This window comes from Tessaracoccus flavescens (genome assembly GCF_001998865.1).
In the GTDB taxonomy this organism is placed as follows: domain Bacteria; phylum Actinomycetota; class Actinomycetes; order Propionibacteriales; family Propionibacteriaceae; genus Arachnia; species Arachnia flavescens.
The window spans coordinates 3,399,495-3,422,390 of record NZ_CP019607.1 but is presented as its reverse complement, the minus strand read 5'-3'; the positions used below and the strand labels follow the sequence as shown (position 1 = coordinate 3,422,390).

At 65.1% G+C, this 22,896-nt stretch carries 20 protein-coding genes, 1 tRNA gene and 1 pseudogene; 5 read left to right on the top strand and 17 right to left on the bottom strand.

Annotation, left to right across the window (positions count from 1 at the left end):
- Positions 1-180 precede the first annotated feature (180 nt).
- Together BW733_RS16505 and BW733_RS16500 are read right to left on the bottom strand one after the other, a co-directional pair.
- Positions 181-1,266, bottom strand: a complete 1,086-nt coding sequence (locus tag BW733_RS16505) for a hypothetical protein (protein ID WP_152024769.1) — start codon at positions 1,264-1,266, stop codon at positions 181-183.
- Positions 1,267-1,277: 11 nt separating this feature from the next.
- Entirely contained in the window at positions 1,278-2,267 is a 990-nt protein-coding gene (locus BW733_RS16500; RefSeq protein WP_077348209.1) for an IS481 family transposase, read from the bottom strand.
- 211 nt (positions 2,268-2,478) lie between these two features.
- On the opposite strand from BW733_RS16500, the gene BW733_RS16495 reads away from it, so the two are divergent.
- The 3 genes from BW733_RS16495 (at position 2,479) to BW733_RS16485 (ending at position 3,858) form a co-directional block, all read left to right on the top strand.
- Positions 2,479-2,994 carry a DUF6933 domain-containing protein gene (locus BW733_RS16495; RefSeq protein ID WP_202970234.1) on the top strand — a complete coding sequence of 172 codons (516 nt, stop codon included), beginning with the start codon at positions 2,479-2,481 and terminating at the stop codon, positions 2,992-2,994.
- Between the two features lie 65 nt (positions 2,995-3,059).
- The gene (locus tag BW733_RS16490) at positions 3,060-3,692 is read left to right on the top strand and encodes a GIY-YIG nuclease family protein (RefSeq protein WP_077352235.1); all 633 of its coding nucleotides are present in this window, start codon (positions 3,060-3,062) and stop codon (positions 3,690-3,692) included.
- Positions 3,670-3,858 carry a hypothetical protein gene (locus BW733_RS16485; protein ID WP_077352233.1) on the top strand — a complete coding sequence of 63 codons (189 nt, stop codon included), beginning with the start codon at positions 3,670-3,672 and terminating at the stop codon, positions 3,856-3,858. Before BW733_RS16490 ends, BW733_RS16485 begins: the two co-directional genes overlap by 23 nt.
- Before the next feature lie 503 nt (positions 3,859-4,361).
- Here the strand turns inward: BW733_RS16485 and BW733_RS19125 are convergent.
- The 12 genes and pseudogenes from BW733_RS19125 to BW733_RS16430 form a co-directional block, all read right to left on the bottom strand.
- Positions 4,362-4,679, bottom strand: coding sequence for a GIY-YIG nuclease family protein (locus BW733_RS19125; protein WP_202970233.1), 318 nt, complete (start codon positions 4,677-4,679; stop codon positions 4,362-4,364).
- Between the two features lie 6 nt (positions 4,680-4,685).
- Positions 4,686-5,171, bottom strand: coding sequence for a hypothetical protein (locus tag BW733_RS19120; protein ID WP_202970232.1), 486 nt, complete (start codon positions 5,169-5,171; stop codon positions 4,686-4,688).
- Positions 5,172-5,976: 805 nt separating this feature from the next.
- Positions 5,977-6,573: a 4Fe-4S single cluster domain-containing protein gene (locus tag BW733_RS16475; protein WP_077352231.1), complete on the bottom strand. Its 597-nt coding sequence runs from the start codon at positions 6,571-6,573 to the stop codon at positions 5,977-5,979.
- A complete protein-coding gene (locus tag BW733_RS16470; protein ID WP_077352229.1) occupies positions 6,570-8,411 on the bottom strand; it encodes an AAA family ATPase in 1,842 nt (613 codons plus the stop codon). The genes BW733_RS16475 and BW733_RS16470 overlap by 4 nt, the downstream gene beginning before the upstream one ends.
- Positions 8,408-9,517, bottom strand: a complete 1,110-nt coding sequence (locus BW733_RS16465; protein WP_077352227.1) for a hypothetical protein — start codon at positions 9,515-9,517, stop codon at positions 8,408-8,410. The genes BW733_RS16470 and BW733_RS16465 overlap by 4 nt, the downstream gene beginning before the upstream one ends.
- The gene (locus BW733_RS16460) at positions 9,514-11,844 is read right to left on the bottom strand and encodes a PIN domain-containing protein (RefSeq protein WP_077352225.1); all 2,331 of its coding nucleotides are present in this window, start codon (positions 11,842-11,844) and stop codon (positions 9,514-9,516) included. The genes BW733_RS16465 and BW733_RS16460 overlap by 4 nt, the downstream gene beginning before the upstream one ends.
- Positions 11,841-15,530, bottom strand: coding sequence for an AAA domain-containing protein (locus tag BW733_RS16455; protein ID WP_077352223.1), 3,690 nt, complete (start codon positions 15,528-15,530; stop codon positions 11,841-11,843). Before BW733_RS16455 ends, BW733_RS16460 begins: the two co-directional genes overlap by 4 nt.
- Positions 15,531-15,624: 94 nt before the next feature.
- Positions 15,625-15,936 (bottom strand): hypothetical protein, encoded by a 312-nt coding sequence (locus BW733_RS16450; protein WP_152024768.1) that lies wholly within the window; start codon positions 15,934-15,936, stop codon positions 15,625-15,627.
- 77 nt (positions 15,937-16,013) lie between these two features.
- On the bottom strand, positions 16,014-16,964 hold the full coding sequence (locus BW733_RS16445; RefSeq protein WP_077352219.1) for a DUF7669 domain-containing protein: 951 nt from the start codon (positions 16,962-16,964) through the stop codon (positions 16,014-16,016).
- Between the two features lie 46 nt (positions 16,965-17,010).
- A pseudogene (locus tag BW733_RS16440) lies at positions 17,011-17,157 on the bottom strand (Holliday junction branch migration DNA helicase RuvB); the annotation flags it as partial.
- Positions 17,158-17,524: 367 nt separating this feature from the next.
- Positions 17,525-17,601 (bottom strand) — tRNA-Pro (locus tag BW733_RS16435).
- A 200-nt stretch (positions 17,602-17,801) separates the two neighbouring features.
- The gene (locus BW733_RS16430; protein ID WP_077352217.1) at positions 17,802-18,458 is read right to left on the bottom strand and encodes a class I SAM-dependent methyltransferase; all 657 of its coding nucleotides are present in this window, start codon (positions 18,456-18,458) and stop codon (positions 17,802-17,804) included.
- 251 nt (positions 18,459-18,709) lie between these two features.
- Between BW733_RS16430 and BW733_RS16425 the strand changes: the two genes are divergently transcribed.
- Positions 18,710-19,126 carry a dihydrofolate reductase family protein gene (locus BW733_RS16425; RefSeq protein ID WP_202970231.1) on the top strand — a complete coding sequence of 139 codons (417 nt, stop codon included), beginning with the start codon at positions 18,710-18,712 and terminating at the stop codon, positions 19,124-19,126.
- A 36-nt stretch (positions 19,127-19,162) separates the two neighbouring features.
- Here the strand turns inward: BW733_RS16425 and BW733_RS16420 are convergent, their stop codons facing one another.
- On the bottom strand, positions 19,163-20,209 hold the full coding sequence (locus tag BW733_RS16420) for a YdcF family protein (protein ID WP_077352215.1): 1,047 nt from the start codon (positions 20,207-20,209) through the stop codon (positions 19,163-19,165).
- Positions 20,210-20,221: 12 nt separating this feature from the next.
- Positions 20,222-21,553 carry a ribosome biogenesis GTPase Der gene (der, locus tag BW733_RS16415; RefSeq protein WP_077352213.1) on the bottom strand — a complete coding sequence of 444 codons (1,332 nt, stop codon included), beginning with the start codon at positions 21,551-21,553 and terminating at the stop codon, positions 20,222-20,224.
- A gap of 121 nt (positions 21,554-21,674) precedes the next feature.
- On the opposite strand from der, the gene BW733_RS16410 reads away from it, so the two are divergent.
- The gene (locus tag BW733_RS16410; protein WP_077352211.1) at positions 21,675-22,229 is read left to right on the top strand and encodes a maltokinase N-terminal cap-like domain-containing protein; all 555 of its coding nucleotides are present in this window, start codon (positions 21,675-21,677) and stop codon (positions 22,227-22,229) included.
- Between the two features lie 15 nt (positions 22,230-22,244).
- Here the strand turns inward: BW733_RS16410 and cmk are convergent, their stop codons facing one another.
- A complete protein-coding gene (gene cmk / locus BW733_RS16405) occupies positions 22,245-22,895 on the bottom strand; it encodes a (d)CMP kinase (RefSeq protein ID WP_077352209.1) in 651 nt (216 codons plus the stop codon).
- Between the last annotated feature and the right edge of the window lies 1 nt (position 22,896).

Sequence of the window (22,896 nt, the reverse complement as noted above, 5' to 3'; positions counted from 1 at the left end):
TTGCCCGGGGGCATGGCTGCCCAGCGCGTCCCTACCGGAGCGCCAGGGCGCGGCAGCGCAACGGGTCCTGCTGGCTTCAGCTCGGGGACGTCCCTTCAGACCCCGTCGCCGCCGTGAAAAGTCCGGGTGTGACCGGGGATGCCCGGGCGGTTGACGCGCAGCTCCGCCGGTCGGCCGCTGCTACGTGCAGACGGTGGTCACGACGAGCGTGGCGTTCACTGTGATGGTGCGCTCGCCGAAGAGCTTCCTGGCGTCGATGTAGTCGAACTCCTTGATGGCGACACCCACGCCCTTCGCCCCGTCGGAGAGCAGCGCTCCCTTGAGCAGCTCGTCCGCGTGCGTCACCATGTCGTCCAGGTCGTAGGGGCGGAGGAGCTGGGCCGAGTAGGTCGCGGGGGCGCAGCCTGCCTCGAGGTGTTCGGTGACGCTTTCGGGGTACTCGCTGAGCGGAACCTGGGACTGTGGGGTGAACAGCTCGGCGCGGGCCTCTGATGCGGCGGCCGCCTGCGGGTTGAGTTCGAGCTCCGGCAGCCCGGCCTCCTCGCGCTGGCGGGCGATCTCGTCGGTCAGCGCAGTCGTGGTGAGCTTCTGGTTGACGGGGAGGGCCTCGACCTTGAGGTACTCGGCGCACCGCTCGGCGATGATCGCCTCCTGCTGGTCGGGTCGCTGACCCGTGCACGAGTAGGAGAAGAGCTCGGTAGGAAGAACCGATCCGTCGGGTTGGAGGTACTCCTCCTGCCACGACGGCACGAGCGATCCGAGGCCCTCCTTGTCGCTGAACGCCTTCTCGAGCGCGGCCGCGAGTTCGGCATCGTCGTCGAGCCCCTCGGTTTCCCACCGGTAGTGGAGGTACTCGTGCGCCAAGAGCTCGGGGCGTTGGAACTGCGTGGTCTCGTCGGAGAGGTAGATGGTCTTCTCGTCGGGCAGGTAGCAGCCGCCACCGTCGAACCCACAGACGGCACCGACGTTCGCGGTGGCCTTGAGCGAGACGGGCGGAACGTCGCCGATGATCAGGCCCGCAAGGAGAGACGCGAGTTCGGGATCCTGCTCGACCGGCCCGGCCTGCGACTCCGATGCCGAAGGTGACGCCGCAGGTTCGGCGGGGGCACTCGGCGATGAGGGATCGGCACTCACCTGGCTGGGCGTGGCCTCCGCGGTCGCCGCCGGGGTCTGCTCCCCCACCTCGTCGCTGGGCCCACCGCAGCCCGCAAGAATCAACGCGCTGAGCACTGTGGCGGCAGTCAGGCCTCGTCCTGTGATCCTCATGCCGCCGAAGTCTAGGTGTTCACCCCGGATAGGTTGGGTACGCGCGCGGCTGGGGGATGTCCCTTGAGCGCGGTGTGGCCTCGGTGGTGATTGTAATGGTGCAGCCATTGGTCGAAGGCGGCGACTCGCTGGGTTTCGGAGGTGTAGGGCTGGGCATAGGCCCATTCCTCGAGCATGATGCGGTTGAACCGTTCGACTTTGCCGTTGGTTTGGGGTCGGTAGGGGCGGGTGCGTTTGTGTGTGATGTCGTCGCCGAGAGCCTTTTTGAAGGCGTTGGAGCGGTAGCAGGCGCCGTTGTCAGTCAAGACTCGTGTCACGGTGATCCCGGCGGCGTTGAAGAAGGCGTTGGCGCGTTGCCAGAACGCGGCGGCGGTTTCCTTCTTCTCGTCGGTCAGGATTTCGCTGTAGGCCAAGCGGGAGTGGTCGTCGACGGCGTTGTGGATGTAGGCATACCCGGGCCGGCGGTTCGTGGCGGTTCTGGTCTTGTTCCGGGTACCCGCGGCACGGCCCAGCACTTTGTGGCCGCCGCCGTCGGGGATCCGGCCGAGTTTCTTGATGTCGACGTGGACCAGGTCGCCGGGGGCGGCGTGCTCGTAGCGGCGTTTCTCGGCGCGTGAGGTTTTGATCCTGGCTCCGGTAGCAGGATCGGTCCATCGCAGGGGTGGGCAGCCGTAGCGCCTGATGACCTTGTGGACCGTCGAGGGGTTCAGGTGAAGGTGGTAGGCGATCCGGGCCGGGCCCCAGCGCTTGGTTACACGCAACCCGACGATGCGACGCTCGGTGCGCTGCGAGAGTTGATGCGGGCAATGCTTCGGGCGAGAGGACTTGTCGACCATCCCGGCCAGGCCCTGTTCGCGGTAACGCTGCGCCCAGCGGCGGGCGGTGTTGACCGCGACACCGAAACGTTCCGCGGCTCGCCGCAGGGTCCAGCCCTGGTCAACGACGAGCTGGGCCAGGTGCAGACGTCCGGTTTCGGTGAGTATGGCGTTACGGTGGGGCATGGAAGACCTCTGTTTCGTGAAATGGGTTCTGTCGTAAGTCCCACACTTCACTCAGAGGTCTTCCCCTATGTCCAGCAGACCCGCCGCGCGTACTCAATCTCCGTGGTCAGTACATCTAGGTCTCGACCGGTTCGTCGGCGCGTGCCGCACGGCTCCGATGCGCCCCAAGGGACGCTGGATCAACTGCCACCTGTCAGGCAGAATGAGCCGGGTGACGACTGTGCGGGCAACCCGGAAACTGCTGCAACGCCTCGGCCCGACCACCCCGGACCCGCCAGCCTCGACGAGCCTGCTCGGGGACTGGTACGCCACCTACCTCCCCTGGCGCCCCCGCCAGATCGCGCTACTGATCAACGAACGCACCCTGCTCCCGCTGCTGATGCCCCTCGCCCCCGCCCGCACCCTCCTCCAGCGGTTCCCCGACCACCTCGCTGAGCTCCTCAATGCCCACCACACACCCCCACACGTGAACGCGGCAGAGGTCGCCGCCGCCCGCCACACGAACCTGGCCACCACCGCCAACCGCAGCCTCGTCGGATCACTCAACGAGTTCGCGTTCCTTGCCGAACACCACCGCGACAGAGCAGAGCCGCTCGATCTGCTCGGCCTGTCGCTGAAGCTCTCCCGGGTCCCCTGCGGGCCGCTCTTCAAACGCCACGTCAGCCCCGACCGGGAACTCGCAGCCCTCATCCACGACCTACCGCCAGGTGGCCCCGCGCTGTCGTGATCGCCCGAGGTTCGCGCTCCTGCGGCTGATCGACTCATGCGCAGGATGACGGTCGCGGGAGGCCTATGCTCGGGATCCTGACCGACGACCTGCGCATCCCCGGAGAGGTCGCGGTCGTGCTGCGCTACTACGTGTACGCACTCAGGGACCCCCGCAACGGCCGCGTCTTCTACATCGGCAAAGGCATCGGGGACCGGATCAACGCACACACCCGCGACGCAGGCAAAGACCCCGAATCCGAACGCGCCAAACTCCGCACCATCCTCGACATCGAAGCCACCGGACACCCCGTCGAACTCCTGTTCCTCCGCACCGACATCGAAGACGAGACCACCGCCTTCATCGTCGAACAGGCCGTCATCGACGCCTTCCATGCCGACGGACAGCCCCTGACCAACCTGGTCCGCGGCCACGACTCCGGCGCCCGTGGACTCGCCGCACTGCCCGCCATCATCGCCCGCCACCGCGCCGACCCATGCCCGCCCATCAACCAGCCGCTCATCATGGTCAAGATCCAGAAAGGCTGGCGCCCCGACTCCCGACTCCAACCCGGATCAGATCTACGACCAGACCCGCGGTCACTGGAAGATCTCAGGCTGGGTCCGAGACCGCGCCCACTACTGCCTCGGAGTCGCCCTCGGCATCGTCCGCGGCGCCTACCGCATCGACACCTGCTTGCCCTCCGAGGTCCCGACTGACCAGGGCCAGAACCGGTGGGGCTTCACCGGCCACGGCGCCCCCGAACTCGCCCACGTCATCGGCACCCAGGTCCGCGACGTCTTCGGCGGACGCGTCATGTACCGCAGATACCTCAAAGGCTACCCTGGCGCAGAACCCGACCAGCCCCCCAACGAGCACGCATAGCCGGGGTCGCCGACCGCAGGAGAAGCTCTCCCCCCGAGGCCGCAGATCTCTGACGGCCTGGCCGAACTGAGCCGGTGGATCGACCAAGGCAACAACGGCAGACACCCCGAGGCCGCCATGTGGGCCGGCTCGCGAAGATCACCGAGGAAGCCGGAGAAGTCGTGTCCGCCTACATCGGCGCGGCCGGACAGGACCCCGCAAAGGCATCACCCATCAACTGTCCGACGTCCAAGACGAACTCCTCGACGTCGCGATCACCGCCCTCACGGCCGTAGGGCACCTCCGAGGCAACGACGGCCGCAGCCTCGAAGCCCTCCAGACAAGCTCAACACCACGCTTCACCGCGCTGGCCTGCAAACCTGATCGGAACCACCGAAGCCCGTCCAGCCAGGTCAAGCATCTGGATGTCTGGAGTCGCATCGCACTCCCCGGGACGCCGCCCACCCCGCGTCAGGAGGACGAAGGAGAGCCTGTGACGTGGAAGGCTCAGCACCTTGAGCTGGTCAGTTGCGGTTCAGCCCGTGCCGACGCGAGTCCAGCGCGTGCTTGTAGTGGCCCTCGGCAGCGTTGATCTGACCAGTCGGGGTGGCAGGATCGAACACCCTCAACACCGATAATCGGAAGCTGGACGGATCCAGGCCACGTAGTTCCACGTTCCCGCCATACCCGTTCACCGAGTACGCAGCCCACCGCTGTAGCAGATTCTCCGCACCGTCCGCCTTCCCCACATAGTGACGTCCGTCCCGGGTATCGGTGATCAGATAGATCCCCACCACCGAAGCCAGAGCCGTCCGCCACGCCGCATAGCGATGCTCACGCATCACGGCCTACAACTGCGGATAGTCCAAGATCAGCGCATCAAAGCCCGGGAACGGCACCGGCTGAGCATCGGCGATCTCCAGCACCGGATACGTCGCCGCCGTCGTCGCGTTGATCCGCCACGTCCGCGGGGACCGCCAGCCGGTCACAAGCCGATTCCGCAAGTCGCCCATCGCGTCACTGCGTTCCAGATCGAACGTGCGCAGCCCGCCGTCTTTGGCGACCTCGCCATGATTGACCACCACCGACCACAGCCGCGCGCGATCCCCACCCTCAGGAAGGCACACGATCCAATACCCGGGTGCAACCTTCGGGAACATCCGGGGATCAGCCGATTGCACGCGGGTGTAGGCCAAGATCTCATCATCCGACGAGTCACCATGGATACCGGCGGACCCATCCTCATGCTCACGCACATACGCATGACGGATCACCAGGGCCTCCCGCGCTTCGATACCCGCATCGGCCATGACAGCAGCAAACGTCAACGTCACCCTGCGTCACCTCCCAATCTCTACGTTCACAGCTATCACACTCCACCGACCCCCGATCACTTCCCCGCCCAAGTGACAACTTCCTCTTTCGGCGCCGCTGGTCGACACCGATCCAGGAACACAGTCACGGGTATCCACACCACGCTTGCCTGAGACAGGTGCAGGCTGGACACCACCACATTGAAGGAGGCAAGCACGTGCAGGACCGTGATGCCGAACCGCTCGCACCGCGGAGCTGATCGAACAGCTCTTCGTCGTCGCGAACGAACTTGAGGCCATGCACCCGGGCCGCAAGTTTCCCCTCAACGGCCACCTCGTCGGCTCGATCGTGACTCCGGGCTCGCGGTTCCTCGCGATCGTCACGGAACTCGCACGGGTAAGGCTTGGGCACAGCAACATCCTTCCAGGCCCATCCCTCGGGCAAGCCAGATCAGATGTCACCTACTCGTGCAGCAGTCCCGGCGTGGGGCTGCGCTGAACGGCATCCCGCTAGTCACCGCCAGTTCGCTGGCGTGTTCATGATGATCTCGAATTCGACCGGGGAATCCCACGAAGCGCGCGCTGATGCAGCCACTGACTCAGCAACGCATAGGCTGAGGTGAGCGACCCAAGCACGGAGTAGACAAGCGCGGGTCGTCGCTAGACCAGATCGCTTCGTAAGAGCGCATAGCGCGGTCCGCACTTCGTCGGCGTCAGCCGCCGGCGGGTTCTCCCACCTGCGCATCCCAGCGTCTTCGATAATCTGTCGAGAACAAGATGTGCTGGCGTCGGGACCGAGGAGACGATGCCTACGTCGCGCTGGAGTTCAGGCGTTACCTTTGGCCTTGAAGTCGGCCGGCCAGCCGTTGACTTCCACTCGCCCAGACTCGCTAAAGCGAATCTCAACGCGCTGGCTAGCGCCGTCCGTTTGCTCGATCGTGCTCTCGTAGCGGTCGGTCAGGTAGTGGAACCTCTGGTTGCTCGAGCCAGCCCATGCGCGGTGTTGCTCGGGGAGTTCCGCCACGAATCGCCCATCGACTAGCACATCGGTGTGGTCTAGCAGTCGCTCGCTGCCGGGAAGAGGATCGCTACGCAACTCCTCAAGCGTGTAGCCAGTGAAGACCATGACGGACAGGCCGAGCCCTTGGGCGCCTGCCGCAAGCTCCGAGAGCCCCTTGGCCTGTAGCAACGGTTCTCCGCCGAGCATTGTCAGTCCCTCGATGTTGTGTTCGGCCTTGGCAGCGGAGAGGCGTTCGACCAGTGATTCCGCAGTCACGAGGTCACGGGGGGCGATGCGAAGAAAGCTGGGGTTGCAGCATCCTGGGCAGAGGAACTGACAGCCTTGCACCCAGAGCGCTGCCCGGCGACCGGGGCCTTCAGCCTCAGTCGATGAGAGCCACGACGCGAGGTTGATCCAGCTCACGCAACCAACTTGAAGTTGAAGGTCGCCCCGTCGCCATCTTGGGTCACACGGAGTATCCGTCCGTCGGAGTCGGCCGGGGTAGCGAGGTTCTCGAACAGGAAGTTCGCCAGCGGGTCGATGAGATTCTCCGACAGCGCCGCCAGGACCCCTCGGCCTCCTGCCGTGCGGTCCATTGCCCGGACGACTGCAGTCAGAGCTCTGATCTCGTCATCGAACCGCAGGTCACGGATACCCCACTTCTCCTGAAGGCGAAGGCGCAGCGGGCTGAGCTTTGAGCGCGCAATCTCGACCAGGAAGTCGTCGTTGTCGATGAAGTCGAACGGGATGATGTTGGCCTCGCCGATGCGCCCGAGAAGCTCCGGGCGATGCAGACTCTCAACGAAGTGGTCGCGGACGCGGTCGACGAACTCCTCACGGACATTGGGTGAGTGCCGGTCGACCTCGCCGGCACCGATGTTGGAGGTGAACACAATGAAAGTGTCAGCAAACTGGACCGTCTCGCCTCGGCCGTCGGTGAGGCGCCCGTCTTCAAGGATCTGTAGGAACTTGTCCAAGATCCGGCCATGGGCCTTCTCAATCTCGTCGAACAAGAGGACAGCGAAGGGACGCTTCTTGACGGCGTTGGTGAGCTGGCCGCCCTCCTCGAAGCCAACGTAGCCTGGGGGTGCGCCGACAAGTCTCTGATCAGCGTGCTCGTGGTTGTACTCGGACATGTCGAAGCGGATGCACGCTTCCTCGTCTCCGAAGAGGAACTGTGCGAGAGATTTCGCGAGTTCAGTCTTGCCGACGCCTGTCGGCCCCACGAAGAAGAGCACGCCTTTCGGAGTGCGCTGTTTCCGTGAGTGCTGAAGCCCTGAAAGACCCGTGTACGCGCGGATGAGAACCTTGTTCACGGCCTCGATGGCACGGTCCTGACCCTTAACTCGTTCCGCGAGTGTCCGGGTGGTGGTCTTCAACTTCTCGCGGTTGAGTTGCTCCCACGGGCTTCTGTGTTCGCCAAACTTGTAGAGGCTCACCAGCGACTCGGCGCTGAGGCTGCCGTCGAGGCTGGAAAGAGCAGCGATGTTGCGGATGTCCTTGATGGTGAGCCCGTCCAACGCGTCGACGAGATCGGTGAGGCCCCGAGTGTTTGGCGTGATGGGCGTGGACACTCGCAGGCTTGATCCGAGCGACAGGATGGCTTCCTCCCGCTGCTCACGGGTGGGGAGAGGGACGGACACGGTCGCCCAGTCAGGGTTGTTGACGTAGAGCGCCGGGGGAAGCACAGCGAGCCCGTTGCACACGAGCACGACAATCGGTGTCCTGCTGCCAGAGACGGTGGCTTGCAGGGGGACATCGCGGGTCGCCTTGCCGAGCAACGTGAGCCAGTCACGTTCGGCTACAGGGAGACTGTTCGGCTCGCCGAAGAGGTACTCGGTCCAGTCGAGGACGATGGCGGGCGGTTCGTTTGTGTCTGATTGGACGGCGCTCGCCACGACGTTGAGGAACTCGACTGCGTCGGTGGCGATGCGAGCGTTCGGTGACCTAGGCGCACGCGGACCCGCGTCGTATTCCTCACCCTCGAGCTGTGACTGTTGGGTCGGAGTCGATGCCGCGACAATGTCTCGCCACTGGGCGGGCGTGACGCCTTGGACGCCGTTCACGCGGTCCCATCGGAGCACCTGCCGGTAGCCGGCCGTCTTCAACAAGTCGATCGCGGCCTCGATGACCGGCATCTGGCCTCTTCTACCTTGCGGGTCGCTGGTGATGTCTCGGACGTTTCCGAACAGTACGACACCGCGACGCACCCGGATCTCTCGGTCGAACGTCGTATGCCACTGGGCTGCTTGGGTGCTCATGCGTTCCTAGTCCTTCCGGGCTGTGGGCGGGCCGTGGCGTCCTCGTCGTCTGGGTTCCGCCAGGCAACGACCTCGTCTGTCAGCTGGATCCCGTAAACCTCTTGAAGTGCCGGTACGACAGCGTCGATGTCCACGTCGCAACTCGCCCCCCGATATCCCGAGAAATCGTATTCGAGTGAGCCATCGAGGGTCAGGTTGAACGTTGCACTCGCTCCACTTGGTCGTGTACCCACCACGACCACCTCGCCGTTGACAAGCCGCGGGTTCGCGACTTGGAACCCGGCCTCTTCAAGTGCACCCCTCACCGCCTTCACGGCCTCACGACGTACTGATTCAGGGTCCTCCGCTTCATCTTCGAGCGGCGCCAGGTCCTCAACTTCGGGCGGCTCCTCGGCAAGCTGTTCTTGGAGACCGGCAAGTTCGGCTTCTTCCCGTCGCTGTTTCTCGGCTTCCCCGACCCACTTGTCCTTGAGTGCCTTCACTTGAGCCTTGACTTCGGCTGCATCAAAGGCGCTCTCAGGGTTGGCGATCCGCTGGCGAAGCGCGGTCAGGTCACCAAAGGCGAGGTCGCGCGCAAGGAAGTCGGTCCAGCCAGCGAGCGATTCACGCCATGCCACTTCGGCTGGATTCTCAACCGGAGTCGCGGGCTGGTCGGTGGCGGGCGTGGCTTGCGCGGTTGCTGCCGCTTCGCGCCCATACTCGGTGCCCACTCGTCGGTGGGCTGGAGTCTCGCCAGCGCGGCGTTGCCCTCGCAGTTGCCTCGCGGTTCTGGGCAGCGGGCCGAGTCGAGGACCGATCTGGCGACTGATGTCGCGTGCGGCAGCAGGGTCGGAAACCGTGAGGGAGCGTGCCTGTGCAACTAGGCGGGAGATCTCGTGGAACTCCGTGGACACGAACTCAACCAAGTCCTGCTCGCGGATGTCATCCAGGATGGCCTGATAGCGGGCGAGGTGACCGGAGGTGGTCTCCGACGTGCGCTGTACCCACTCGACTCGGCGGCGCTCTCGTTCGGCCTGACGCCTCTGGTACTCGGCTTGGCGCAAGGCCCGCGCGGCCAGATGCGCTGCATTGTCAACCGCATAGTTGTAAGAGGCTCTTCGGCTCATCTGTCTCTACCTCCGGCCTTCTTGAGACTCAGCCAGTCCCTGGCCCTGATGTTGCTGGCTTCCGCCTTTGCGCGAAGGTTCTTGTCGGCGGTCACGAGGGTGACTTTGCTCCCGCTGAAGGCGACAGCGACCGAGAGGATCTGGTTGTCGGGATCGTCCGTTGAGCCGAAGTCCGACGGAATCAGCTCAGTTCTGGCCTTCTCTAAGCGAAGCGAGTTGCGTTCGCGGAGGCCGTCGATCGTCCGATTGGCGGCACGAGCCTTTCGGGCTCGGCTCTCGTCGCTACTGCGCTTCAGCCCGTCGAGCTCTTGGATGACCCGGTTTGGGATAACACCGATCTGTGAACTGGTGAGACCCGGAAGCGCGTCAGGATGGTCAAGCAGCGTGTTCGAGTCAAACACCAGCGCGATCTGGTCAGGGCCAATCGCCGGGGCGAGGTTCGCGTTTGCTGCGTCTCGCCAAGCGCGGACCTTTTCGCGGAACTGTAGGAGACCGGTCGGGAATGACGAGCCCGTCGCCTGCGCAAGCTTGGGGTCATCGACAGCCGCAAGCCACTTCTCGGCAGCCTGCAGTGCTTCACCGACCGACTTCTTTGCGACCACGCGCCGACCAGTGGCTCCCAAGTCTGCGTTATGCCGGCCGAGAAGCGCGTCCAAGGACGCCTGTGCCGAGCGGTATGCCTCAAGGCCCTGGAGGCTGTCGACGTCACCTGTGACCAGTTCATGTTGTGGGTCGTTCCAGAGTTCCTCCAGAACGGCCGCCATCACGCCTGGTCCGAGCAATCGGGATGGGATCTTATGAAGATTGCCTTCCAAAGCAAGGAGTTGCCGGACCTCCAACGCCGATGAGGGCGGAGCTGCCTTGGACAGGAGCGCCGTCCGGAGAGCCTCTGGTGAGGTGCCGGTCCCTAGTGAGCTAGCGATGAAACCCAGCCACTCGTTGACGAGTGACATGTTGAGAATTGGTGCATCGGCAGTGCTTTCGATGCTGTCCGCAAGTAGGCAAGCCAGCCTGTCTGATTGAGCCGTACTGAACGTCGCCCCGGCTTCACCGGCGGCCGTCAAGAACTCTCCAATCTTCTCCAGTGCCGGGGAAATTGGAAGGCTCACCAGTTGCTGGCTCAATGAGTCAATCGGTCGGTCCGAGCCCCAGAGGAGCGGCACGACGGAGACCTTGGAATCAGTCGAAGCGGCGAGTGATGCAGCCAAGTCGTCGCTGAATGGCTTCCAGTATCGAGCGGCGTCCTCTCCGTCGAGATCCGCTTGGACGTGGACGTCACGAAGTCCGCCGGCCCACGTCAGGGCCACCGAGCCCTCCAGCACGCAATCAGTTGCCTGCCCTCCGTCCACGGTCACCCTGACGACTTGCGGAGGAACCGTGGTCGGAGCGGGACAGGAGATCACGGCGTGGCCGGATGAGCCGTGCGTGAGCTTTGGGGCGTCGTCCACGGGACTGAGGGTGATGGTGAGTCCGCCTTCCGCGGCAGCCGGCAGGGTGACGGTTGGTGCACTGGGCGTCGAATGCCCACTCGCCAGCGCGAGGCGCTTAGCTTGTTCGAGAACCTCTCGATTGAGTTCGAGATATGGCGCACTGGCCTTGCCAATGACCGCATCTAGGAAGGTCGCCTGGACCACTGCCGGTTCCAGTTTGTGCAGCCAGTTCTCGTATGCCTTGCCTTGCGTCTTCAGGTCGAGGTAGCCCTCGGGTGAAGCGTGAATCTCGATGTCAACGGTCAGCCAAGCGACAGACTGAGAGGTTACCGCGTCTACGTCGATGATCCGCGACTCCTTCTTGAGAAATCGGGGACGGTTCACCTCGAGTTCGCGGCGGACTAGCGACGAGGGGTCGCGAGGCCGCAGGATGGCATCGTCGAACGCGAGCCCAGGGGCAACCTCCGCCAACTTGCCTGGGCGTGCCGTGGACAACGAATTCGACCACGGTGTGTACGAGTAGTCCACGGCGTCTGCGGTCGGCCTGCTTGGAAGCGTGTTCCGGTTGTAGAACTCCTCGCCTTCGGGGGTGAGCCGGAGAGTCTCTATCGGTTCGTCCAGAAGCGACTTTCCTAGGGCGCCTGGAGCGCTCAACACGCCCAATCGGACCAGCCCTGAGACAGTACTCTCCAGGAGTTGCGGGACCCCCTGGACGCCGAGACGTTCCTCGAATGCCTGTCGGAGACTAGAACCTCCGACCACCGGGTTCTCGTGGCCGCGCCGAGTGAGCCGGAGCACCATTCGCTCGAAGACGGTGGGCTTCCGCACGAGGCTGTGATGGACCGACGCCTTGAGCGTGAAAACCGGGATGCCAACACTGACAGTGGTAAGCCTCATCGCCGTGTCGCCCCCGCATGTGTCGGAGGGAGCTCACCAAGAGCACTAGCTTGCTTCAAGGCACCGTTGCGCTCCGTGACGTCACAGATCTCTCTGTAGACGTTCGCGATCGTCGGGCTTCCAGTCGCATCCATCGGCGGAAGCTCCACTTCGTACGGAGCGAAGGTGTCCCTGGCGCCGAACACGACGAGCAGTTCCTGGGCTCTGGAGAACGCCACGTTAATGTACTCGAACCTCGCCACGTTTGCCCGGGAGCTGCGCCTGCGGTTCGACGCCTTGGGGCCGAAGTTGCGGACCATGCTCACCAAGATGATGGGCTTCTCCTTGCCTTGGTACTTGACGACAGTATTCAACTCGTACTTAATCGCTTTGAAGGGCTTGTTCCTAAGCTCCTCGTTGATCTCCTGCCTGATGCGCCGAACCTGAGCTTGGTACATCGACACGATCCCGATCTCTTTGAGCTTTCCTCCATTGGCCGGGTCGCTCGCCCAGGAGTCGTCGATGTCGCGAAGCATCCTCACGATCAACCGGGCCTCGAGATCGTTCGTCCGAGCCTTGTCAGAGTTGGGCGCCGGCTCGGTCCAAGCGCGGCCCTGATCGTCGTGGGTGGTGTCAATCCACACCATGTGCTTGTCGGGCGAGATGACTGGCAGGTCGCCACGCCCCTTGATGGTGAGCCCGTGGGCACGCTCGTCGTTAGGGTGGTTGATGCCGCAAGTCAACTGCCCCTCGTAGAACCGGTTGACCGAGTCCATGATGTCTGGGTGCATGCGGTGCTGAACCGTCAGGCGTTCCCTGATTGAGTCGTCGGCACGCTCAAAGTGCGTTCGGAAGAGTGAGGCCGTAACGAACTTCTCGTACTTTTTCAGATTCTCGGGTGTCAGTGCGAGCTCTTCGGGGACTGCGTCGTCCGACTCCTCGGTCAGTCCTTCGGCGTCCTGCCCTTCGCGGAACATCGGCGGCAACTGCCGGTGGTCACCGACCAGGGCTGAGCGACGGGCGCGCATCAGCGGCATGAGCATTTCCAGGGGAGTTGCTTTGCTGACCTCGTCGATGATCGTCAGGTCGAAGTTGGTAAGACCGGGATCGTCGAGAGTCCTCGGGTTCTCGTTGCAGGTAACACCCACGACATTGCACTCCGCCAACCAGTCGTCGCCGATCGTTTCCCAGTCCCGCTCCGCGACTCCGTCGCAGCCGAGATCAGCAATCCAGTCATCCTGGATGTCGCTCCAAGCATCGCCTTCCTGCTGCTGGCGGCTTGCCTCAGCGAGCCGGAGGCTGTTCTCGCTCAGCAGCGACTGAAGCTGTGCGTCAAGATCGGCAGCAACGAGCCGATCTGGTTGGGCAGGCAGCGAGAAGTCGAACTGTCGGTGAGAAGAGAAGTAGTCGGCAGCGTTCCTCTGTGCCTGATCGACTAGGCGCTCGGCCGAATGCAGCTCCGTGCGCAGATCGTCTCGTAAGTCTCCTTGCTCGTTTGCTTCGGGGAGCAGACCGGCCGCTTCATCGATGCGTCGGATGAGGTCGCGAGCCAACTTTCGGTACTTCAACCGCTTGAGGGGAGGAAGCGACTTGCTCTGGAGCTCCGCCATCAGGTCCGCGGCTTCGGGGAAGTACGCGACAAGCTTCTCAGCAGGGAGGGCGCTATTCTCATCGTCCTCGGGGAGCCCGTCCAGCTCGGCTTGTAGACGCTGCCACTTCTCGATGAGCGAGGCATCAGTCTTCATCTTCTCCACGACCGTAGTTAGCTGGGCCTCGAGTTCAAAACGTTGGCGGCCGCCGTGCGATCCTGGTCCGGGCTGGCGATCTCCCAGAAGGATCCGCAGCGGGTAATTCAAGACGGGGACGGCCTCTTCAAAGTCGGATAACCAGGTGTCCAGCAAATCTGCGGACGAGTCTGACGACGACCAATCTGTCGCGGACTTGGGGACGGCAACACCCCTGCCCTTCAGCCCCTGCAGGAGCGAAAGGTACTGATCGCCTGCTGACTGGTATCGGCTGGTCACGTCGCGGACACGTTCCTCGGCGGCTCTCAGTTCGACCACCTGTCGTTCCGCTCCTTGGGTGAACCGCGCTAAGCGTGTAGCAAACTCCGATTCCGCAGCAGCAGCCCGGCGTGCCTCACCAACAGCATTCGCGAGCGATCTGTAGTAGCGACCGAGCGCGCGCTCGTTGAGAAATTCTTGCCCCTCATCACTCACCCGACTCTCGTTCCGTGTCAGCCGGACGGCACGAACACCCGGGTGAAACGGGAGCCGACTCAGTGCATTGTCGACAGCCGTGTGCGTCTGCGACGCCAGCAGCACGGATTCGTTTCGCTGCGCGACCTGGGTGATCGCCTCAGCGATGACGGTCGTCTTGCCCGTGCCTGGAGGACCTTGAATGAGGCACAAGTCGGGCGCCGAAAGTACCTTCTGGACCGCTGAACGCTGCTCGGCGTTGAGATGAGTGTTGAACCATCGATCGATAGGAGTCTGAAAGCTCGGAGTTCGCGCCTCCGCAGCGTCGAATATGTATCGCGCAAGATAGGGCGAGTAGCCGCCTTGGTCGCTGAGATTAGCGAGTGCCCGGGCCTGCCGATTGACCTGTGACAGGTCCTGAACTGCGGTCTGAACGATAAACCCCGACTCGGGGATTAGCTTCAACGCACGTCCGAGGGCATTGCTTGGGTCCCCGCTCGTTTCGATCGCCGCGAGCGCATCATCCGAGAGTGAGAATGCCGCTTCAGCCGTCGCAGGGCTATCCCATGGCATGCCGGATGGATCGGCGGCAGGTCTAACCTGGGTTCGTACTCTCGTCTTTCTGCCGATGTCGCTGCCACGCGGCTCGCGCTCGCCCTCGGGCAATTGGAAGACCCATTCATCTTCGCTCACGGAAGTGTCGAAAGCGGCCAGGACATCGCTCCGAGCCAGCCTCCCGATGGCCTGTTGGAGAGCTCCCGCGTTGGCTCCGACAATCGTGAAGCTCACAGAGCGCTGATCGGCGCCAAGTGTTCGTGACGTGTAGCGAAGGGCCTCTCTGTTTGCCTGGATCAAACGGCGTTTCCACTCAAGGAAGTCGCTCCAATCTCTTAGCCGTTCTCCCGTCAGTTCCGAAATGGCGGGTAGGGCCTCGGCGAGCCGCTGAGTGAGAACGTTCCGCTGTTTGCGCGTGCCGGGCTCAAGGCGCGCAGTTTGACGGCATACGACGTCGAGGCTGACTTCAAAGATGCGGGCGCCCCCCGGTGGGCCGTCATGGAAACTCCAGACGCGCAGAGCCGGGTTGTTGTTGGGGTAGACGTCCTCCGTCTGTCGATCAACACCCTTGAGATTCCAACGAGCTTTCGCGACCAACGACACGCCCTTTGGCAGAGGCCAGCCGGGGCGAGCTTCTCCGGCCAGTCGCATGGTGACGTCGATGTCGATATGACGAGCCCCCCTGGGGAACGTCAACTTGGCAAGGGACAACTGCGCAGGCAGCAAATCCGCAAACATCGTGTTCAACAGGTACTGCTCGACCGTCACATTCGCGTTCTGAGCACCTTCGCGAATAGCAGGGTATCTACGTGTCAAGTCCGCGCAGGACGCCATCAACTTTTTGCGGTCATCCCGCTCCCAAGGTCGGTCGCCGGGAAGTTCCACGTACAGGTTGCCCGAGAATATGTCGTCGGGCGCCATGAGGGCGTCGACCGACGGCTGGGTCTCTGTCACACCTCGCACCTTCCTCGTACTTGGAGGCCAGAGCAATCGGCAAGTACGTTTGATCTGGCTATGAAACACCCTAGCGAAGGGTGCCGACAGAAATCTAAAGCCGGTCTGGCTCGGCAGCTCGGCTGCGCCTGGAAGACCTGTGGCGAGCAGTCCGACCGGTCCTCAAAGCCGCAGCAGCAACCACGCGGGCAACCTCGCCGACCTGAGCCCCGAGCTCGCGGGGGTCGTTGAGGGTGATGCGGTCCAGCGAGGGGTAGAAGACGGCGTCGTGGCCGCGCACCAGGTCCGAGAGCCCCTGGGCGTTGAGGACCGCCCCGTCGGAGGACTCGTCGACTGACGTGACCAGCCATTCCTCGTCGCGCACCACGACGACGTTGCCGGGCGCGAAGGTGTTCGTACTACTCATCGTGGCAAGGAGCCTATCGCCCACCAGCGCCAGGTGTGACCAGGGCACGCGAGAGTCACCCGACCCGGCCGTCGCAGCTACCCCGGATACCCGCCCTCGAGGAAGAAGGCCATGTCGACGACCTTCGCCCTCGTGTAGAGCAGGGTCGTCGGCTTGCCCGTGGTGAAATCAAGCGTGGGTGCCCGCAGGCTCTCGATGAGCCGGCTGTTGGCGCGGTAGAACTCGCCGATCTGGTCCAGAGCTCCGCGTCCGAACGTGGAGACGCCGAAGCCCTTCTTGAAGTAGGTGTCGAACGCCGGGACGCAGCCGAACACGCCCAGCATCACCTTACTGACGAGGATGTCCGACGCCTCGACAGGTCGCAGGGCTCGGCGAACGTCCTTGGCGGTCTGCAGGATCAGGTCAATGCCTTGGGTGTCGTAGCCGTCGAGGTCCAAGTTCCATACCTCGTCGGGGGCGCTGGCGATGGTCTCGATGAGTGGCATCAGGTGGCGGGCACTGCGTTGGAACAGGCCGGAGGATCCACGGAGCATGCCCCAGCTGGCCAGGTAGAAGGCGAGATGGAAGCAGCTGGCCTCCATCCCAGTGGATTGGTACCAGACTGCCATCCTCCTCCGGTTCTGCTGAAAGTGGTTGAAGCAGTAGTCGAAGGAGGTGTACCGGGCATCGGGGGTGCGGCGGGCGAGGCACGCGGTGACGGCGCCCTCGATGTCCACATGGCGCGACGACTGTCGCCGTCCTTTACGCTCCCGGGGCGGTTGCACCTCGGTCGCCACGGGACCGTTCTCCCGGTCGTAGCGGGTGTAGAGACCGCGGTCGATCCTGGTGATGAGAGGTCGGCGTCGCGCGAACCCGCCTCGAGACTCCGCGGAGACGTTCGACGTGGCGCCCTGGATGTGAGTGCGAAGCGAGCGCTCATCCACGTCCGGGTAGTGGCGACGGAACCAACCCACGATCTCGGAGGCGCGAAACGGCTCCGAGAGGTGCTGCACGCACTCCTCGAGCCGGCCCCAGATCGTATCTGCCACACACCGATCTTCGCCTACCCACCCGGAGACGTCAGTCGATTGGACGATCCCGGATTCCAGGCAACTCCAGCTGGCCGGTGAACCCGAACCGGTCGCGCCGGGGCCCTGGCAGCATCCCTGCCCGGATCGTCGCGCCGACGAGGGTGAACGGAGGCAGATCGATCGTGATCGCGGTCGCGCCGGGGCCCTTACCGTGCGAACACTATCCATGAAACCAACAGTCCAGCGCGAGACGGGGCTCACAGCCGGACCTGATCGAGACACTCAAACCTCTCGAAGGCGCGCCCACCGACCCACCGGCAGCCTCAGCCTGAGCGTCGGCCCTGGAGCCAAGCCAGCGTTGAGACCGCAGGCCAAAGCTGCGACATGATCACGACCGCCACCCGAAGACGGCCGAAGCCGTGGGCACCGAGAGAACACCACACTGGGGCTGACGAGAGTCAGCACCAAGCAGTCAACGCCCCGGCATCGTGTGCGTGATGAGGTACCTGCGCTCCGATGAATCTGGCACGAGGGCCCTCGGTGGGCCGATCAATGCGGTACCGACAAGGTCAAAGACCTGGTCGGGCTGACAGGATTTGAACCTGCGACCCCTTGACCCCCAGTCAAGTGCGCTACCAAGCTGCGCTACAGCCCGCCCGGATCGTTTGCGATCCGCTAGGGAACTTTAGCGGACTTTGGGCGTCCAGGTCCAACTGAGGGTCCGCGGCGCGACGGCACACGGTGGCCGGTTCTCCACCGATGGCCCGACCCGCTCAGCGCGGCGGCTCTGAAGGCGGGCCGCATCGTCGAGTTACACGCTTGCCTTCGGGTGGCCGCTGAGGCCGGCCGCTCCCCTCAACCGGCGAGGCGGCGGAGGAGGACGACCGAGTCGTCGAGTTCGGCCGGGTTGCCGTCGGGGCCGATCGCGGAGCGGTGGCGGGTCTCCGCGATCACGGTCTCCCACTCCCCAGCCGCCAGCTCGAGGTCGGCGATCTCCTGGTCGGGGCTGAAGTTGTGGAAGGCGGCCTTGTGCTCGGGGGCGGCCCACGGCGGCGGGGCTCCGTGCGCAGTGATCAGGAGGTGGCCGTCCCGGCGGACGTGCGCGGCCGCCCGACGCAGGATCGACGCCCGCGCAAGCTCGACGGGCGACTGGAGGAAGCTCGCCGTCACCAGGTCGAAGTGGGCGGGAAGCTCCAACTCGGACAGGTCGGCCACCTCGAAGGCGATCACGTCCGAGCCGAGGCCACGCTCCTTCGCCGCCCGACGCGCCCGCTCCACGGCGGCCTCGGAGATGTCGACGCCCAGCGCGCGCCAGCCGTGCTCGGCCAACCAGATCGCGTCACCACCCTCGCCGCAGCCCAGGTCAAGGGCGGAGCCCGGGCGCAGCGACGAGGCGACGTCCTTGAGCACGGCGTTGACCTTCCCCGACCAGATCTGGTCGCGCTCGCCGTAGCGGGCCTCCCAGAACTCCTTCGGGTCCTGCTGCGGATCGTCATGACGGTGACCAGACACTGCAACTCCTCGGCTCGGGATCTCCACCCAAACCTATCGCCACGCCGACACCGCGGATCCGGATCACCCTCTGGATCGACCCGACCTGCGGGCGTAGCGTCGAGGCATCGCTGGAGAACTGCTCGTCGACGCCATCACCTCCCTTGACGGCTACGGCGCTGCGGAGTGCTGGCCGGGCTGGTGGGGTCTCGAGGGCCCCGAATACCTCGCCTGGCTCGACGGGCACCCCCAAGCGCGACTGGCCCATCCCGATGGGCGCCACCACCTACCGGATCATGGCCGAGTTCGCCGCTCAGGGAGAACCGGGAACCGAGTCGCTGAACGCGGCCCAGAAGTACATCGTCTCCTCGACCCTCACCGACCCGCTCGGCTGGCCCAACACCACGATCATCGACGGCGACCTGCACCAGTCGGTCGCCCGGCTCAAGGAGTCGGGCGCCACCCTGCGGACGATGGGCAGCCTCAGCCTGTGCCGCTCGCTGCTCGTCGCGGGACCGGCCGACCGCTTCGACGTCGTCGTCTTCCCCGTGATCACCGGCGCAACGGGCCGCGACAACATCTACCGCGGCTCCCCCGACGTGATGCTGGAGTTGCTCCAGACCCTCGACGGCCGACTGCAGCTGCTCGAGTACCGACCGACGGTGCTGGACGGCCCGCCGGGAACCTGAGCCGCCCACGAACGAAACACGGCTGGGCGGCAGGGATCAGAACGCCCCAGCCAGCCTGCCCACGATGCTGATGCCCAACGGGATGCACAGCAGGACAATCAGCACCAGGTTGATCCGTGAGTGCTCGAGCAGGATCGCGGCGAACTCGCGGATCGTCGCGCTCGGCCAGTAGTACCTGGCCGTGCGGCAGCCGACCGTGTAGCCGGGGATGCCCGCCTTGCGCATGATCACCGCGGAGCGGAACGCGTGGTAGTTGCTCGTCGCCACCGCGACCTCGCCCTCGGCTCCCCAGCGCTGCATCAGCTCCGCCGAGTTCGCAAGGTTCTCCTCGGTGTCGGTGGAGCGGTCCTCGCGGACCAGGCAGTCGGCGGGGAACTTCTGCTCGACGAGGTAGCGCGACATCGCCGCAGCCTCGGAAACCTTCTCGTCGGCGCCCTGCCCGCCGGAGACGATCAGGATCGGCGAGCGGCCCGCCTCCACCGACTTCTCGAAGACGGCCCGGCCGCTCTCCAGCCGGCCCGCGAGGAGAGGGGTGACCCGCTCTCCCCCGCCGAGGCCCGACCCGAGGACGACGACCGCGTCCACCGGTCCACCGAACCGTCGCGTCCCCCACTGGTACAGCTGCGAGTAGAGCAGGTAGGAGACGAACAGGAACGCCACATACCCGGCAGGAAGGCCGAGCAGGATCAGGAAGTAGACGACATCGGTGTTGTTGCCGAAGGCCGCGACGATCCCGCCGACGACGTAGCCGACGATCGAGACTCCGAACGCGGCGGAGAGCAGCACCGAGAGCCCGAGTCCCTCCTTGCGGCGCATCGTGAACGCGTTGACGATGAGGAACACCCCGAGCACCGCGATGCCGAGCACCAACAGGATCAGGGCGAGCAGCAGCCCGGAGGCCCCGACCTCCTCTGAGATGCTGCGCGAGATCGCGTCGACGATGGTGATCGTCAGTGCCCCGGCCAACTCGACGACGGCGAGGCAGAGGATCAGTCCGAGCCCGAACCGGCGCGACTCGCGCCAGACCCCGATCCCGAAAACGGCGAGCAGGAGCAACCCGGGTACGAACAGACCCAGAGTCATCTCCGCCGGGCCCTACTTCCGGTCGGCGCGCTTGGCGCGGGCGCGGATCTCGACGTGCACCGGCGAGCCGACGAAGCCGAAGTCCTCACGCAGCCTGCGCTCGATGAAGCGCTTGTAGGTGTCGTCCATCTGGCCGCTGGTGAACAGCGCGAAGGTGGGAGGGCAGCTGTGCGCCTGCGTGCCGAACAGGATGCGCGGCTGCTTACCGCCGCGCACAGGGTGCGGATGCGACGCGGCGAGCCGGCCGAGGAACGCGTTGAGCTTCCCGGTGGAGATGCGCGTCTCCCAACCGGCCGCGGCCTCCTCGATGGCCTTGCTCAGCTTGTCGACGTTGCGACCCGTGAGGGCCGAGATGTTGACGGTGGGCGCCCACTTCCAGGCGATCAGGTCGCGCTCGATCTCGCGGTCGAGGTAGCGGCGACGCTCCTCGTCGGTGAGGTCCCACTTGTTGAAGGCGATGACCAGCGCCCGGCCTGCCTCCTCGATCATGTTCAGGATGCGCAGGTCCTGGTCGGTGATCGGCTCGGACGCGTCGATCACCATGACGCAGACCTCGGCGCGCTCGATGGCGGCCTGGGTGCGCAGGCTGGCGTAGTACTCGTGGCCGCTTGCCTCCTTGACCCGGCGGCGGATGCCAGCGGTGTCGATCAGGCGGTACACCTGCCCACCGACCTCGACGATCTCGTCGACCGGATCGACGGTGGTGCCGGAGATGTCGGAGACGACGACGCGCTGCTGGGCGGCCAGCTTGTTCAGCAGGGACGACTTGCCGACATTCGGCTTGCCGACGATCGCCACGCGCCGCGGCCCGGCCTCCTCGACCTCGGCCTCGCGCGGCGCCTCGGGAAGCGCATCCAGGATCGCGTCGAGCAGATCGCCCGATCCGCGGCCGTGCATGGCGGAGACCGGATAGGGCTCGCCGAGCCCGAGGTTCCACATCGTGGCGGCCATCGCCTCGTGGCGCTGGTCGTCGACCTTGTTCGCGGCGAGCACGACCGGCTTCTTCGACTTGCGCAGCACCCGCACGACGGCCTCGTCCTCGTCGAGGGTGCCGACGGTGGCGTCGACCACGAACAGGACGGCGTCTGCGGTCGCGATGGCGAGCTCGGCCTGTTCGGCGATCTGCGCGGCCATGCCCTTCGCGTCCGAGACCCAGCCTCCGGTGTCGACGACGACGAACTCGCGCCCGTTCCAGTTGGCGTCGTAGCTGACGCGGTCGCGGGTCACGCCGGGCGTGTCCTGCACGACGGCCTCGCGACGGCCGAGGATGCGGTTCACCAGCGTCGACTTTCCGACGTTGGGTCGGCCGACGACGGCGACGATCGGCTTGACTGTCTCAGTCATGCGAGGCTCCTTGTACTAGGACGGACAACTCATCCTATCGGCCCGGCCAAGGGCGGCGCCCCTCACACGCGCTCTGCCCCGACACCGCACGAAGCGGCCCACCCGACCCTAGGATCGGCGCATGGCAATCCTGCACCAGGCGACCCTCTCGCCCACCAAGCTCACCATCGTCACCGACTACCTCGACATGCTTGGCTGGGGCGCCGGCCCGGTGCAGCAGGTCGGCAGCTACCGCTACGACGACCCCGAGGGTGAGGTCGGCGTCGAGGGCATCCTCGCCACCCGCGGCTCCGACACGTTCCACCTGCCCTTCACCTACCGCGGCGAGCCCCTGAAGGATGCGGAGCCCTACCTGATCACGACGATGGAGCACTCCGTGCTCGGGAAGCGTTGGGTCTACGACGCGACCCACGACCCGGTCGCGATCGGCTGCTACCTGCGCGCCCTCGCAGGCGAACAGGACCAGGCCACGCTCAACGTCTACGATGCCGCAGAGCAGCTGGTAGAGGTGCGCGAGCCGACCGTCGTGGTGAAGGCCGAGCGACGCGGGCCCGTCGCCCCCGACGACCTGACCCTGATCCGACGGCTCGAGGAGGGCGTGCCGGTCAACCCGGAGGCGCCTGCGCTGCTCGCCGAATGGGAGGGCGGCAACTCCGCCTACATCGCGTTCGGCTGACCGCGACCCGCCGGATCAGCGGGCCAGTTCGACGATCCGGTCGACGACCTGGTCGGGGCTGAGGAACGTGGAGTCGATCACGACGACGCCCTCGGCCGCGACGGTGAAGTTCGAAACCGTCGAGTCGTCACGGTCGCGCCGCAGCACCTGGTCGGTGACCTCCTCGGCGGTCGCCTTTCCCTCGACCTCGGCGGCGCGCCTCGCCACCCGCGCCTCGGGGTCGGCGATCAGCAGCACCCGCACGTCGGCGTCCGGCGCGACGACGGTGGTGATGTCGCGCCCCTCGACGACGATTCTGCGGTCGTGTTCGGCGATGATCACACGCATCCGCACCGTGAGTAGACGGCGCACCTCCCGGTTGGTCGCAACCTCGGAGACGGCGGCCGAGATGCGCGGCTCGCGGATCTCGTCTGTCACGTCCCGACCGTTGATGGCGAAGCGGGGCCCGTTGGGCGAGGTCTCACACGTGAGCTCCGCGTCGCCGACGAGCTGGGCGACGACCTCCTGCGAGGCGCCGTCGGGATACTGCCGCAGGTACTCGATGGTGGCCGCGCGGTACATGGCGCCGGTGTCGAGGTAGCCGAGCCCGAGCCGCCTGGCCAGGAGCTTCGCAGTGGTCGACTTCCCCGACCCGCTCGGCCCGTCGATGGCGAACAACTGCGACATG